15 protein-coding genes are annotated in these 13546 nt (G+C 61.4%); 10 read left to right on the top strand and 5 right to left on the bottom strand.

The window, feature by feature from the left end; genetic code table 11:
• Nucleotides 1-84: 84 nt before the first annotated feature.
• Nucleotides 85-726, bottom strand: coding sequence for an aminodeoxychorismate/anthranilate synthase component II (locus N7568_RS09225; protein WP_261609551.1), 642 nt, complete (start codon nt 724-726; stop codon nt 85-87).
• A gap of 170 nt (nt 727-896) precedes the next feature.
• The gene (locus N7568_RS09230) at nt 897-1724 is read right to left on the bottom strand and encodes a class E sortase (RefSeq protein ID WP_261610001.1); all 828 of its coding nucleotides are present in this window, start codon (nt 1722-1724) and stop codon (nt 897-899) included.
• Between the two features lie 158 nt (nt 1725-1882).
• Here N7568_RS09230 and N7568_RS09235 point away from each other — a divergent pair, with 158 nt between their 5' ends.
• The 7 genes from N7568_RS09235 (at nt 1883) to N7568_RS09265 (ending at nt 6690) form a co-directional block, all read left to right on the top strand.
• Nucleotides 1883-2137: a cell division protein CrgA gene (locus tag N7568_RS09235; protein ID WP_159700295.1), complete on the top strand. Its 255-nt coding sequence runs from the start codon at nt 1883-1885 to the stop codon at nt 2135-2137.
• Between the two features lie 45 nt (nt 2138-2182).
• The gene (locus N7568_RS09240; protein WP_261609552.1) at nt 2183-2692 is read left to right on the top strand and encodes a methylated-DNA--[protein]-cysteine S-methyltransferase; all 510 of its coding nucleotides are present in this window, start codon (nt 2183-2185) and stop codon (nt 2690-2692) included.
• Nucleotides 2692-3222 (top strand): RNA polymerase sigma factor, encoded by a 531-nt coding sequence (locus N7568_RS09245; protein WP_261609553.1) that lies wholly within the window; start codon nt 2692-2694, stop codon nt 3220-3222. The genes N7568_RS09240 and N7568_RS09245 overlap by 1 nt, the downstream gene beginning before the upstream one ends.
• Complete coding sequence (locus tag N7568_RS09250) at nt 3219-3848, top strand: methylated-DNA--[protein]-cysteine S-methyltransferase (protein ID WP_261609554.1); 630 nt, start codon at nt 3219-3221, stop codon at nt 3846-3848. The genes N7568_RS09245 and N7568_RS09250 overlap by 4 nt, the downstream gene beginning before the upstream one ends.
• On the top strand, nt 3845-4561 hold the full coding sequence (locus N7568_RS09255; RefSeq protein ID WP_261609555.1) for an alpha-ketoglutarate-dependent dioxygenase AlkB family protein: 717 nt from the start codon (nt 3845-3847) through the stop codon (nt 4559-4561). The genes N7568_RS09250 and N7568_RS09255 overlap by 4 nt, the downstream gene beginning before the upstream one ends.
• 118 nt (nt 4562-4679) lie before the next feature.
• Nucleotides 4680-5279 (top strand): DNA-3-methyladenine glycosylase I, encoded by a 600-nt coding sequence (locus N7568_RS09260; RefSeq protein ID WP_261609556.1) that lies wholly within the window; start codon nt 4680-4682, stop codon nt 5277-5279.
• A gap of 778 nt (nt 5280-6057) precedes the next feature.
• A complete protein-coding gene (locus tag N7568_RS09265) occupies nt 6058-6690 on the top strand; it encodes a GyrI-like domain-containing protein (RefSeq protein ID WP_261609557.1) in 633 nt (210 codons plus the stop codon).
• Nucleotides 6691-6702: 12 nt separating this feature from the next.
• Here N7568_RS09265 and N7568_RS09270 read toward each other — a convergent pair whose 3' ends face one another.
• Nucleotides 6703-7560: a rhomboid family intramembrane serine protease gene (locus N7568_RS09270; protein ID WP_261609558.1), complete on the bottom strand. Its 858-nt coding sequence runs from the start codon at nt 7558-7560 to the stop codon at nt 6703-6705.
• A 21-nt stretch (nt 7561-7581) separates the two neighbouring features.
• Complete coding sequence (locus tag N7568_RS09275; RefSeq protein WP_261609559.1) at nt 7582-8124, bottom strand: peptidylprolyl isomerase; 543 nt, start codon at nt 8122-8124, stop codon at nt 7582-7584.
• A 153-nt stretch (nt 8125-8277) separates the two neighbouring features.
• On the opposite strand from N7568_RS09275, the gene N7568_RS09280 reads away from it, so the two are divergent.
• On the top strand, nt 8278-9246 hold the full coding sequence (locus tag N7568_RS09280) for a hypothetical protein (protein WP_261609560.1): 969 nt from the start codon (nt 8278-8280) through the stop codon (nt 9244-9246).
• A gap of 139 nt (nt 9247-9385) precedes the next feature.
• Entirely contained in the window at nt 9386-10261 is an 876-nt protein-coding gene (locus N7568_RS09285; RefSeq protein WP_261609561.1) for a glycosyltransferase, read from the top strand.
• A gap of 37 nt (nt 10262-10298) precedes the next feature.
• Here the strand turns inward: N7568_RS09285 and N7568_RS09290 are convergent, their stop codons facing one another.
• A complete protein-coding gene (locus N7568_RS09290; RefSeq protein WP_261609562.1) occupies nt 10299-11207 on the bottom strand; it encodes a DMT family transporter in 909 nt (302 codons plus the stop codon).
• Between the two features lie 118 nt (nt 11208-11325).
• Between N7568_RS09290 and N7568_RS09295 the strand changes: the two genes are divergently transcribed.
• On the top strand, nt 11326-13320 hold the full coding sequence (locus tag N7568_RS09295) for a beta-N-acetylhexosaminidase family protein (RefSeq protein ID WP_261609563.1): 1995 nt from the start codon (nt 11326-11328) through the stop codon (nt 13318-13320).
• Nucleotides 13321-13546: the final 226 nt, after the last annotated feature.

Here is a 13546-nt window from a genome sequence, read left to right on the forward strand (position 1 = left end):
CCGCCAACCTCCGCGTGCTGCTCCTTCGTCGCTTTGACGCACGCTTCCGGTCACCGGCCCGCGGCAGTGGGGTCTTCTGTTTCCCTACTGCTTGATCAGCGGACTCAGTTTGGAGGCGCGTTCGGCCGCTCCGGCCATCCCCAGGGACTCCAACCAGTTGCCGAGCATCTGGTAGCCACCTTCTGTGAGGACCGATTCGGGGTGGAACTGGACACCGCAGAGGGGTGCGGTCTTGTGCTGCAAGCCCATCACTACGCCGTTGGTGGTTTCCGCGGTGATCTCCAGGACGTCCGGGATGGAATCGCGAACCGCAGCGAGTGAGTGGTAGCGCGTTGCGGTGACGGGCGAGGGGAGGCCTGCGAAGACGCTCTTGCCTTCGTGCCGGACAGGGGAAGTCTTGCCGTGCATGAGCTCGGGCGCGTGAGTCACTACGCCGCCGTAGGCCTCGGCGAGGGCTTGATGTCCAAGGCAGACGCCGAACATTGGCTTGTCATTGTTGCCGCACCATTTGATGAGCTCGATGCACACACCGGCTTCCGCTGGGGTGCCCGGCCCGGGCGAGACAAGGACGCCGTCGCGGGTTGCCGCAAGTTCAGTGGCTTCAGCGAGAGTCACGTCGTCGTTGCGGACCACGGTAGTCTCGGCGCCGAGTTCCTGGAGGTATCCCACCAGGGTGTAGACGAAGCTGTCGTAGTTATCCACTACCAGGATTTTTGTTGTGCTCATGGCTGCTGCACTAAACCAATCGTTGAGTTAGTCAAAGTGGTGAATTGGGAGAACCACGGGAAGAGGAACTGGACCATAAGTACCAGGGCAACAGCCACCAATACCAAACAGGTCAGGATCCGCACCCACACCGGTCCAGGCAAATTGCGGAAGATCCATGCGTACATCCGTTACGCCTTTCCGTGGGCTTGGGCTACTTGGGCAGCGATCTCCGACGGCGGTCCGGCCGAGGCAGGTCGCCAACTTTCCAGTATCGAGTAGGCGATGATCCGTTCCTGCGACCCGAACCGTGGGTTGCAGCTGGTCATGGTGAGGATACTTTCCTTGGGCGTGACTCCCGGTTGAGTGGGAACAGGCATCAGGACGTCCGTACGGTTCGGCAAAACGATCTGGTTATTACGGAAAACATAGGTGTAGTAACCGTCTGCCGTCTGGACATAAATTTTGTCGCCGGGAACCAGAGTGTGGATGTTGTCCAGCACTGCGCCGTGGGTTTGCCTGTGGCCTGCCACAGCAAAGTTGCCCAGGGCGCCGGGCATACTGGTGCTTTCGTAGCGGCCAAGCCCCAGGGTATCCAGGACGTCCGAGCCGGTTCCTTCAATGATGGGGCGCGTATAGTCCGCACCGAACCGTGGGATGTACATGATCCCAATGGTTTCCCCGTAGGCCGGGGCAGTCCCCACCACTGGAGGACCAAAGTCCACAGGTTCCGCCGGGTTTTGCGGAGTGACAGGCCCCGTAAATTCCTGCGCGAAGGCTTGGACGGCTTCTGTCTGCTTGGCGTTGGCGTCCACGTTGGTCCACCACAGCTCCCAGCCCACAAACAGCAGCAACACAATACCGGCGGTAATGAGGAGTTCACCCATGACCTGGCTGACCTTGCGGATCACATCCGACGCGCGGAGCGGGCGTCGGGGACCCTGGTCCTGCCCACGGCGGGCTGACGGCACGGCCGAATCCGCCGTCGTCTGCTGGTGCGCCACTGGGTCTCCTCGAATCGGGCACGGACGCGGGCAGGCGGACCCCGAGTTGCGGCTAGACTTGACAGCTAGAACCAACCCGGAACGCCGCGTGGCCGTTAACCGCTGGAATTTTCCTTCCTGCAGGATATCAAGGCTGGCTGGAACGGGTATTAACCAACAGCCAAGGAGGATCCGTGCCCGAGTCCAAGCCCCGCAAGCGGCCTGCCCGTCAGGCCCAGCAGACTTCCGCAGCGCAGCAGTACAAGCCCAACCCGGTTTGGTACAAGGCCGTCATGTTCGGACTGATGATCCTCGGTCTGATCTGGATCATCACCTTCTACATCACTGAGGGCCAATTCCCGGTCCGTGATTGGGCCTCGTGGAACATCGTGGCAGGCTTTGGCATCGCGATTGTCGGCTTCCTCATGACCACCCGCTGGCGCTCCTAGGAAAAACGCACCTCACATTTCCGTGCCCGTGGACGTCTACAAGATATGAGCATCCGGCACACCACCATGGATTCCCCGCTGGGGCAGTTGACGCTGACTGCCCGCGATGAATTTTTGACGGGTATCTTCTACGAAGGCCACTGGCACATGCCTCCGCCAGCCTATTTCGGGGACTCCGTTGGAATCGGTGATTCCGTATTCGCCCGGACAAGGGTCGAAATCGATGAATACCTGGCCGGCCACCGTACCCTTTTCACCGTTCCCTTTGAGGCACGTGGAAACGCCTTCCAGGAGAAGGTATGGTCCCGGCTTCAGGGTATTCCTTTTGGAAGCACCGTCAGCTATGGCGAACTGGCCACGGAACTGGGCGATCCCCATCTGGCCCAAGCCGTGGGGTCGGCCGTTGGGCGCAACCCCATCAGTATCATCATCCCCTGCCACCGCGTGGTGGGACGTCAGGGGCAACTGACCGGGTACGCGGGCGGACTCCGCAACAAGCGCTTCCTCCTGGAACTTGAAGAGCCCGCGGTTGTCAGAGAGGGCAAGCTTTTCTGATGGAGCACAGCCAGTCGGACACCAAAAAGCCGTTCGAGGCAGTGGTCCACGAACAGGGCGCAACAGTGCTTCGGGTGTGCCGTGCAGTCCTCGGCGTGCATGATGCCGACGACGCCTGGTCCGAAACTTTCCTCGCTGCACTTCAGGCCTACCCCGGCCTCCCACACGGGGCAAACATCCAAGCGTGGCTGGTCACCATCGCCCACCGCAAATGCATCGACCACTTGCGGGCCGGAAGTCGTAGGGCCCTCCCTGTGGACTCTCCACCCGAGCAGCCTTCCCTCCTGGGCATCCCCGGTGACGGGCACGCAGAGCTGCTGGACGCCGTCGCGCACCTTCCCCCGAAGCAACGGCAGGCCGTCGCCTACCACTACCTTGCCGGGTTGCCGTACGCGGATGTCGCGTCTCTCCTGGGAGGGACTCCCGAGGCCGCACGACGCGCCGCAGCGGACGGCGTGAAGTCATTGCGCAGTGCATTGGCTGATATTCCAGCACTGGCACACTCATTTTCGAAAGGAGTTATTCGATGACCCTTGAAACCAGCCCGGACCACGGCGACGTTGTGTCGCTCCTGGAGCCCCTCGATGTTGGACTCGAACCGGCCCTTGCCAGCCTCCAGGCGCGGTTGGCCCGTGACGCGCAACTGACCCATGCCTTGGATATTGCCTACCGTGTGGTGGACTCCCCGGTAGGAAAGCTCCTCTTGGCGGCGACGGATCGCGGCATCCTGCGGGTTGCCTTCGAAGGGGAAAACCACGATGACGTCCTGCAGTACCTGGCCAACAGGGTCAGCCCACGCATCCTTCGAGCACCGGCGCGTTTGGATGATGCTGCACGGCAACTCGAGGAGTACTTCGGGGGTGCCCGAAGGGAGTTCGACCTCATCCTGGATTTCCGCCTGTCCCGCGGTTTCCGGTTGAGCGTGCTGCAACACTTGCCCAGGATTGCCTACGGCCACACCGAAAGCTATGCAGAAGTTGCCTTGGCTGCAGGCAGCCCAAACGCAGTCCGCGCCGTCGGCACCGCGTGCGCCACTAATCCGCTGCCGGTCATCGTCCCCTGCCACCGCGTTGTAAAGTCGGACGGCAGCTTCGGCGGCTACCTCGGTGGACCCGAAGCCAAACGCGCACTACTCACCCTTGAGGCAGCAGCGTGAGCGATGACGCACTGTTTCCGCGGGAGTTGGTTCAGCCGGAAAACCACGACGCCGGTCCCCGGCTTATTGCCCCTGGCGCGGTCCACGTGCCCGGCTGGCTCACCTCCGGACAGCAGCGGTGGATCGTGGAGCGATTCGGCGAATGGACACGCGGACCCGTCCCCTTGCGGGCCGCAACTCTTCCAGGCGGGCACCAGATGTCAGTGCGCACCGTGTGCCTCGGCTGGCACTGGCAGCCTTACAAGTACACGCGGGAAGCCACCGACGTCAACGGTCGTCCTGTGCTCGATTTCCCGGACTGGATGGTCCGCTTGGGGCAGAAGGCGGTTTCAACCGCATACGGGTCAGGAGTCGAAGTCGACGAGTCCCTGGCAGCCCTCGGCATGGATTACGCTCCCGACGCCGCGCTGGTGAACTTCTACGACGACGGTGCCGCTATGGGTATGCACCAGGACAAGGACGAGCGCTCCAGCGCGCCTGTTGTGTCCCTGAGTATCGGCGAAGCGTGCGTCTTCCGTTTCGGTAACACCAGGACGCGGACCAAGCCGTACACGGACGTTGAACTCCGTTCCGGGGATCTCTTCGTCTTCGGTGGGCCATCCCGGTTCGCCCATCACGGCATCCCCAAGGTCCTCCGGGGCACGGCTCCGAAGGATTGCGGACTGTCGCACGGACGGATCAACATCACTATGCGGGTTACCGGACTCTCGTAAGTCGGGGCCTTGCCCCCGAACGTCACGGCACAGAATGTCAGGGGCGCCGGGCAGAATGTCCCTATAGGCAAATAAATGGCCGGGTGCATCGTGAAGCTCCGGCAACGGAGGAGCAGGCATGACCCCGGATAACGGCACCATTATCGGTGAGGACGGCCTTGCCCGTCCTCTGTGGGCTGCTTCGGACCCGCTCATGCAGGCCTATTATGACCACGAGTGGGGCATGCCCGTCCGCGATGAGCAGGGCATGTACGAACGCATCAGTCTCGAAGCCTTCCAAGCCGGCCTTTCCTGGGCCACCATCCTCAGGAAACGGGAGTCGTTCAGGAAGGCTTTCCTCGACTTCCACCCCGAAAGTGTTGCCGCGTTCACGGAAGACGACGTCGAACGGCTCATGCTGGATGCCGGGATTGTGCGCAACCGCATGAAGATCCGCGCCGCCATCACCAATGCCAAGGCCACCATCGCTCTTCGCGAGGAGGGTGGCTTGGTGGACTTTGTATGGTCGTTCAAGCCCAAGGACACGCCAGTGCCCCGCACTTATGCCGACATCCCTACAACGTCACCCGAGTCGATTGCCTTATCCAAGGCCCTCAGGAAGAAGGGCTTCGCTTTCGTCGGGCCCACCACCATGTACGCGCTGATGGAAGCCATCGGAATCATCGACACACACCTGGTGGACAGTCACCGCCGGGGGTCGTCGGGTGTGTGGGCCTGACCGGATCGCACCGGGCATGAACTTCTTCTCCGGATGAATCCACAGTTCTTGTCCACAGAAGTGCGCAACTTTATCCACAAGCGTGGATAACTTCTGTGGACATCCACGTAGTTGACCCCGGAATCACTGTGCTGCCGCAGATTTTTCCCCACGAATGTGATGTGGAGCAGTTATGCCCACTGTGCACGGAGCTGTGGATAGTGCTCCAAGCTTCACCAAAAGTTCAACATCCCAGGATTGCCGGATTCGCCTTGAGGTATTTCCAAGGGGTTCGACCCGGCATCTTCCACAGCCGTCCGCGTTGTTGCGCAACTACCGGGCTTCCCTGGTTACCCACTTAATAACAATGACCTACCCACACGTTATCCACAGCTGGGGACAACGTGTGGGTTTCGTAGCGGGGATCCTTGCCATGCAGGGCCCACAGGCCCATACCGTCGATGGAACTACACGTGTGTAAGTTATTAACACTGTTGATAAGCCTGTTGATAGATGGCGCTGTCCGGGGCAATTAACAGGGTTGTCCACAGTCGAACTCAATGAGGCGCATTTGTCCACATATTAGAGTCGCCCGGGGACAAAGTTATCCACAGCTGTGGAGTAATTCATGCCTTTCGGGGGATATCTGCCGGTTTGACGGCCCATAGGACGGTAAGTGGAAGTAACTACACGCGTGTAAGTTACACACAGTGTGGATAACGCTTGTGGATAACTGAGTCGAATGACTTCAGTAATGGAGTCCGCCAGCGCTGTGATCCGCGGGGCGTACCGTGGTCCCATGAAAAGCGACTTCAAGAAACAGATCCCGAGCTACAGCGCCAAACACGCCCGGTTCTCGGTGGTGACAGTTCCCACCATGCAGTTTCTGATGATCGACGGCCACGGAGACCCCAACACCGCCCAGGCATACAAGGATGCCTTGACCACGCTGTATCCGGTGGCCTACAAACTGAAGTTCTTCAGCAAGGAGGAGCTGGCCAAGGACTACGGCGTGATGCCACTGGAAGCCCTGTGGTGGGCTGATGACATGGAGTCCTTCACCAACGCCAGGGATAAGTCACAGTGGGACTGGACCCTGATGAACATGGTCCCGGAGTGGATCACCCTTGCGCATTTTGAAGAGGCAACCCGGGTAGTGGGCAAAAAGGGGGAGGCCCCGGCCTTGGAGGCACTCCGTCTAGAGTCGCTGGACGAGGGATTGAGCGTGCAGACGCTCCACATAGGGTCCTATGACGACGAAGCACCCGTGCTGGAGGAGATGCATAACAACTTCATTCCCGGTCAATCACTGACGATGACGGGAAAGCATCACGAGATTTATCTCAGCGATGCGCGCCGCACAGCCCCGGAGAAGTTGAAGACGATCCTGCGGCAACCGGTCAGACCCGCCGCAGGCCAAGAGAAGGGCTAAGTAGTTCGCCCGTCATCCGGCAGTGACGCGGAACCAGGTCACCAAGGCCAACAAGCCAGCCACGAGCACCAGCCCACCAGCCTGGAGCAGGGCCTGGTTTTTGCCGCGGGGAGCGTAGGCGATGGCGGCAGCAGCAAGGCCGCCGGTGATCAAACCACCAAGGTGCGCCTGCCAGGCAATGCTGGGGACAAAGAAACCAATCGCGCCATTGATGGCGATCAGGACCCAAAGTTGCTTGGTTTCACCGCCGCGGTGGCGTTGCACCACCAGCATCGCTCCGAAGAGACCGAAGATGGCCCCGGAGGCGCCCACCACGCCGACTGCGGGCAGGGTGGTCGGTGTCAGGGCAAGGAAACCTACAGATCCGCCAATAGCGGAAATTAAGTACACGGCAAGGAAACGGATACGCCCGAGCAACGGCTCAAGGGCTTGTCCGAAGATCCACAGTGTGTACATGTTGAGGACGATGTGTAGGAGGAATCCCTGTGAATGCAGGAAGGCCGAGGTGACCATCCGCCACGGCTCACTGACAGCGAAGACGTTGGCAAACGCAAAGTTCCTGAATATCTGCTCGCCAGGCACTATCCACTGCAGGATGTACACAAGCACGCACAGCCCGATGATCGTGAACGTCACCAAAGGCCGGCCCACCGCCAAGGCTCCGCCGTAAGGGGACCGGTATACCGGCGTCGTACGTTTTTGTTCGTTGACGCAGTCAATGCATTGGAACCCGACGGCGGCCGCCCGCTGGCACTCGGGGCACGCAGGGCGCCCGCAGCGCTGGCACCGCACATAGGAGGGCCTGTCCGGGTGCCTTGGGCACACCGGAATATCAGCGGACGGCTCGGCCGACGGAATTCCGTAACTCATGAGCTCGGGTTCAGAGTGTGACTAGAGCTGTTCGATGTCGATGCTGTTGATGACTACGTCCTCAACAGGGCGGTCGCCCATGCCCGTGCGGACAGCTTCGATCGAATCCACAACCTTGCGGGATTCCTCATCGGTGACCTCACCGAAGATGCTGTGCTTGCCGAACAGCCAGTCGGTGTTCACGGTGGTGATGAAGAACTGTGACCCGTTGGTGCCCTTGCCCATCTGGATGCCGGCGTTCGCCATGGCCAGCTTGTAGGGGGCGTTGAAGTTCAGTTCCGGGTGGATCTCGTCGTCGAACTGGTAACCCGGTCCGCCAACGCCGCGACCCAAGGGGTCACCGGCCTGGATCATGAAGTCCTTGATGATGCGGTGGAAGATAGTGCCGTCATACAGGGGCGTTCCGGTCTTGTCTTCGCCGGTTTCCGGGTGGTTCCAGGACTTTTCGCCAGTGGCCAAGCCAATGAAGTTGGCGACCGTCTTCGGCGCGTGGTTACCGAAGAGGTCAACCTTGATGTCGCCGAGGGTCGTGTGGATCGTTGCTTTTGCGGTTGCGATGGTCATGGCCCCATTGTTTCATGCAGGGTCAACGCCGGTGCTGTTGTAAAGCTGGTTCCGCGCTCGGTGAAATCCGGGTGGAATCCGGCAGATGAATAGCCCGTGTTCACTTGTCGACGTAGGCTAGCAACAAACGAGCATGTGTATCGGGAGGTAGTTGTGAAGAAATCAGACCGTATTGCCCGCGACCTCGAACAATCCGTTGTGGCAGGTGTGGATAACGCCCGCGACTGGGCAGCACCCCGCGTGGAAGCCGCCGTCAACTGGGCTGTTCCGCGTATTCAGCACGGCATTGACACCGCTTCCCCCAAGATTCAAGAAGGGCTGAAGTCCGCTGCGCACAACCTCGCCGACGGCGTTGCAGTTGTCACGCCGCGGATTCAGGATGGACTGGCGCACCTCGCGCCGAAGATCCATGACGCTGTAGAGGACGCAACACCCAAGATCCAGGAGACGCTCAACAGGGCCACTCCGGCTCTTGGTCACGCGCGGGACAAAGTGGTGGACGAATACCTTCCCAAGCTGTCCGAGCAATTGGGCCAGGCTTCGGTAGCCGTTCACCATGCCCTGGAGAACGCCCCGGCCCAAGTGGACGCCGTCGCCCAAAAGCTGGTCGATTCCGGCGTGGTCCACAGCGTCCAGGAGCAGGCCCAGGCCACTGGAAAGCAGATCAAAGCAGTGGCCGACCAGGCCGGCAAGGCCGTTTCCACCAAATTGGGCAAGGAACCGAAGCCCAAGAAGCGCGGTTGGCTGATCGTCACGGTCATCGCCGCCGCTGCAGCTGCAGGTGTTGCGGCGTGGAAGGCTTCCAAGCCGGTTGAAGATCCGTGGAAGACGCCTTCCCCGGTGACGCCGACGCCCGCTCCGGTTCCGGCAGCGCCTGCCACTGCGGCTCCGGCCGATGCCTCGGCGTCAGCAAAGGCTGCAGCGGTATCCGAGTCCACGGACATCACTCCGGAAGAAGCTGCCGCTGAAGCTGAGCAGGCAACCAAGGACGCGTTCAAGAACGTGGAGGATTCCACTGCGAAGGTGGCAACCGATGCCAAGACGGCCGTCAAGAACATCGCGGCCAGCCTTCACAAGGACACCGATGGCACCGACACGGACGCCAAGGGTGCCCACAGCTAGTACCTGAGTCCCCCTCGACAGGGGCAACAAGTCAAGCACTTGAAGGGATCCCGGCCGTTGCCGGGGTCCCTTCAGTGTTTGCCGGCTTGTAACCAAAGCCTCCGCCGGGTGCACGGCCCCGGGTGTTAGATTTGGAATGATGTCAGCCGATAGACCCATTGCGGGTGCCCTTCAGGATGCTCCGGAACCTCCGGGCGTGTCCATCGTCATCCCGGCGTATAACGAGGAAAGCGTCATTCGCCAGTGCCTCATCGCGGCTATCTACCAGTCCGTCCCCGCCAACGAGATCATCGTGGTGGACAACCTGTCCACGGACCGCACAGCCAGGATTGTGCGCCAGATGCAGCAGGAATACCCGGAGAGCCCCATCATCCTCTTGCGCCAGGAAGCCGCGCAGGGCCTGATTCCCACACGTAATCATGGGCTGAACAACGCCAAAGGGGACGTGGTCGGACGCATCGATGCTGATTCGGTCCTGGAACCGGACTGGGTTGAACAGGTCCAAAAAGCATTCATGGACCAGTCAATCTCCGCAGCCACGGGTCCCGTGGTCTATTACGACATGCCCATGCGCCGCTTCGGACTCAAAGCCGACGACAAGATGCGCCAGCTCATGTTGCGACTGGCCAAGCACCAGTACCACTTCCTTTTCGGTTCCAATATGGCCCTTCGCCGCACCGCCTGGGAGACCATCCGGGACGAAGCGTGCCTGGATCCCAAGGACGAGATGCACGAGGACATCGATCTCTCCCTGCACCTCTTTGAACACGACCTCAAAGTCCAGTACCTGCCGCAGATGGTGTCCGGGATGTCGGCCCGCCGGCTCGAGGACTCACCCCGCGACTACCGCTACTACGTCCAGCGATTCGACCGGACATACAAGGCCCACAACGTGAAAAAGATGGCCCTGAAGGCGCCCATGGTGGTGTTCTTCTCGGTGTACTTCCCGGCCAAGTTGCTACGGGCAATCCACGCAGCCAACTCCGCACAGGGCGCCCGACGCGGCGGCGTATAGACGCCTGGCGGCTGCGTGAACGTCCGACGGCGGCGGCTCAGTCGGTGCCAAGCTCGGCTTCGCGGCGGTCTGCTCCAGCCCGTCCCCGCCGCTGTCCGCTGACGACAACCGCCAGACCAACAAGGATCAGTGCCAGGCCGGCATAAGTTCCGCCTGGCAAGGTCTCATTCAGGAAGATGGCGGCCAGGATGGCAGCGCCTGGAATCTCCAGCAGGATGATCATGGACACCAACAACGGGCTCATGGTGGCCAGGAGGTGGTTGAACGCTGTGTGCCCCACCAATTGCGCGCAAACGGTGATGGCGATAATTCCAAGCCAGCCTCCGGCGTCGAAACCTGCCAGTGGCTGGGCGCTGAACAAAGCCAGCACCGCCACGATCGCCGCGCACATGCCGTAGCACAGTGTGGTGTAGGTTCCCGTGCCCATTGTTTGACGGGCTTTGCCACCAGCAAGCGTGTAGAGGCCCGCCAAGGCGCCGCCGGCAATGGCCAGGAGGTCGCCGAGCAGGGCCTCCGGGGAGGAGCCCATGTCGAACCCGGTGATGGCTACGACGCCGCCGAACGCGATCCCCAAACCCACCAGCACCGGCCAGCGGTGCCGGGTTCCCCGGAGCAACTGAAATACCGCGATCCACGCCGACTGCAAACAGACCAACGCGGTGGCCGCAGCTACGGATGTCAGCTGGAGCGCGGTGATGAAGCACGCGAAATGGAAGGCGAGTGCAACAGCAGCCACAGCAGACCAGCCGAACTCACGCTTGGTGATCCTTCCGAACGCCTTCGGCTCCCGTACGACGACGGGAGCGGCCATCACCACGGCACCGATTGCGTTCCGCCAGAAGGCAATGGCCAATGCCGTCACCGAGGTGGCACCGAGGGTGCCGGCAATGAGCGGTCCGGATGAGGCAACACCGAGCACCCCGAGGGCAGCAATGAGAAGGGTCACGGATCAACCCTAGTGGGGTGGGGGACCACTCCTGCCCCTATCTGATGCACCAACAGTGTGATTGTCTTGACTCACCATTCCAGTCAGCCGGTAACGGCATACCCAAGGGGATATCTGATTGAACACGGCACCCATCGGCGCTGGCGCCAAGCGGAGACGATCTGTCCTGCTGCTGGTAGCGGCCGGGGCGCTCACTGCCGCCCTCGTGGTCGCAGGGTGGTTCGCTGTTTCCCGCGAGCACCCCGATGGACCTGAAGGAAACAGGGGTGGTGTGCCAAGTATCTTCCCGACACCCCAACATGTCCGCGCCGGGACCGGTGAACCTGTTCCCCTGACCGGCCACGTGTACATTGTTGCCCCTGCCGGAACGGATCCAGCCTCCACGGCCGCAGTTCAGGACCTTGTGGCAAGTGCCGGGGGCACCGCGGAAGTCGTGACGGCGCTGGCCAGCCCCCGCGATGGATCCTCTGCCATCCACTTGGGTACTGATTCCGCAGTAGCTCCCGTGCTCAAGGAATTACAGCTGGACAGTGACCCGGAGATCAAGGATTCACTGGGACGTGCCGAAGGCTACGCGATTGGAACCGGGCAGTCAGACGGGATTCCGACGGCGGTACTCGCCGGACGCGACAACGACGGCGTCTTCCACTCAGTCCAGACCCTTCGACAGCTCCTCAAGGACGGTTCTGTGGGCGCCGTGCGCGTGGGAGATTGGCCGCTGATGGAAACCCGCGGTGTGATCGAGGGTTTCTACGGCACGCCGTGGTCCCATCAGGCCCGCCTGGATGTCATCGAATTCGCCGGTCGGCAGAAAATGAATACCTACATCTATTCGCCGAAGGACGATCCCCTGCTGCGGGACAAATGGCGTGACCTCTACACGAATCAGGAACTTGGGGAACTGCGGGAGCTCATCGATGCCGCATCAACCAACCACATCCGTTTCAGCTACGCGCTCTCACCTGGAATCGACGTTTGCTATTCGAGCGAGGCTGATCTTGAGGACGCGGTGGCCAAACTTGAATCCCTGTACTCGCTTGGCGTCAGGTCGTTCGTGATTCCCTTGGACGACATAGCAACCAAGGTCCAATGCTCCGACGATCTCCGGGAGTTCGGTTCGGGGCAAGCCAACCTGGCCAAGGCACAGGCGTCCTTCCTCAACGATGTGAATGAAAGGTTCATCTCCGCCAAGGACGGAATCCTGCCCCTTGAAACCGTCCCCACCTTCTACAACGGCTCCGGCAGCACGCCGTACAAGCGGGAACTTGGCCAGGCGCTGAATCCCGGCATCGTGGTTCAGTGGACCGGGGAAGATGTTGTGTCGCACCGGATAACCCTGGAGTCAGCGCAAACTGCAGCCACCACCTACGGGAGCCCCGGGTCCCCGCGCAGCATCGTCATCTGGGACAACTATCCGGTCAACGACTTCTCCCAGGACCACCTCTTCATGGCTCCGGTGATCGGAAGGGACGCCGATCTTCACCAGTCGATCCGCGGCATGGTCACCAACCCCATGATCGAGCCTTATCTGTCCCTGCCGGCTATCTTCAATTACGCCGATCTCTCGTGGAACGGTCCGGCGTATGATCCGGGCAAATCCATGAATGCTGCCTTGTCCCTGGTTGCCGGGCCCGATCCTGAGGTCCAGTCAGCTGTCCGGGCCTTCGTGGATCTGAACCAAGACTGGCAAGATGATGCCCTCACACCGTCCGCTCCGGAGCTGCGGCGCGATATTGACCAGTTCTGGTCGGATTACGACGCCGGCAGGTCACCATCCGGAGCCCTGAAAGCGCGCGCTGAGCTGCTGCAGCGGCTGCCCGCGCTCCTGCCCCGGATGGCCGTTCCGGGCTTCGCCGAGGACGCAACCCACTGGGCGGCAGCGGCTGCTCAGTACGGACGCGGCGTGGAGGAGGCCCTGGTGATGCTGGAGGCTGCGAAGCGCGGCGACACCCAGGCTGCCACGGAGGCCCGCATCAACGTCCAAGGCGCCCTGAGGGCAGCAGCCGCCAAGACACAGCCAACCTTGGAACTCGGTGTGGTGACGCCAGTGTTGGGGGACGGCGAGCTGACGTCGTTCCTGGAACGGGCACTTCAACAGGTCCAGGCCGGCTGACTTCTCATGTGCCGACGCGCAAATTCGCTGGCGACGCGGAAACGGGCCGGCGACGCGGAAACGGGCCGGCGACACCCGGATTTGGGTGGAACCCGCCCAGGAGGGTGGCACGCACGAATATGCGCGGCGGCAGCCCGAAAGCGTAGCGTCGGCCCAACTCCGCAGCACCGCAGAAGCTAAGTGGCACTGTCAGGCGTGGGTGTCCGCAGCACGGTAACCGGCTGGT

The organism is Paenarthrobacter aurescens, assembly GCF_025421775.1.
Taxonomy (GTDB): domain Bacteria; phylum Actinomycetota; class Actinomycetes; order Actinomycetales; family Micrococcaceae; genus Arthrobacter; species Arthrobacter aurescens_B.

What these genes read in the sequence shown, in the direction of transcription:
- N7568_RS09275 (WP_261609559.1), bottom strand. Translation starts at nt 8,124, where the DNA reads ATGACCATCGCAACCGCAAAAGCAACGATCCACACGACCCTCGGCGAC.
- N7568_RS09250 (WP_261609554.1), top strand. Translation starts at nt 3,219, where the DNA reads ATGACCCTTGAAACCAGCCCGGACCACGGCGACGTTGTGTCGCTCCTG.
- N7568_RS09265 (WP_261609557.1), top strand. Translation starts at nt 6,058, where the DNA reads ATGAAAAGCGACTTCAAGAAACAGATCCCGAGCTACAGCGCCAAACAC.
- N7568_RS09270 (WP_261609558.1), bottom strand. Translation starts at nt 7,560, where the DNA reads ATGAGTTACGGAATTCCGTCGGCCGAGCCGTCCGCTGATATTCCGGTG.
- N7568_RS09285 (WP_261609561.1), top strand. Translation starts at nt 9,386, where the DNA reads ATGTCAGCCGATAGACCCATTGCGGGTGCCCTTCAGGATGCTCCGGAA.
- N7568_RS09240 (WP_261609552.1), top strand. Translation starts at nt 2,183, where the DNA reads ATGAGCATCCGGCACACCACCATGGATTCCCCGCTGGGGCAGTTGACG.
- N7568_RS09245 (WP_261609553.1), top strand. Translation starts at nt 2,692, where the DNA reads ATGGAGCACAGCCAGTCGGACACCAAAAAGCCGTTCGAGGCAGTGGTC.
- N7568_RS09260 (WP_261609556.1), top strand. Translation starts at nt 4,680, where the DNA reads ATGACCCCGGATAACGGCACCATTATCGGTGAGGACGGCCTTGCCCGT.
- N7568_RS09225 (WP_261609551.1), bottom strand. Translation starts at nt 726, where the DNA reads ATGAGCACAACAAAAATCCTGGTAGTGGATAACTACGACAGCTTCGTC.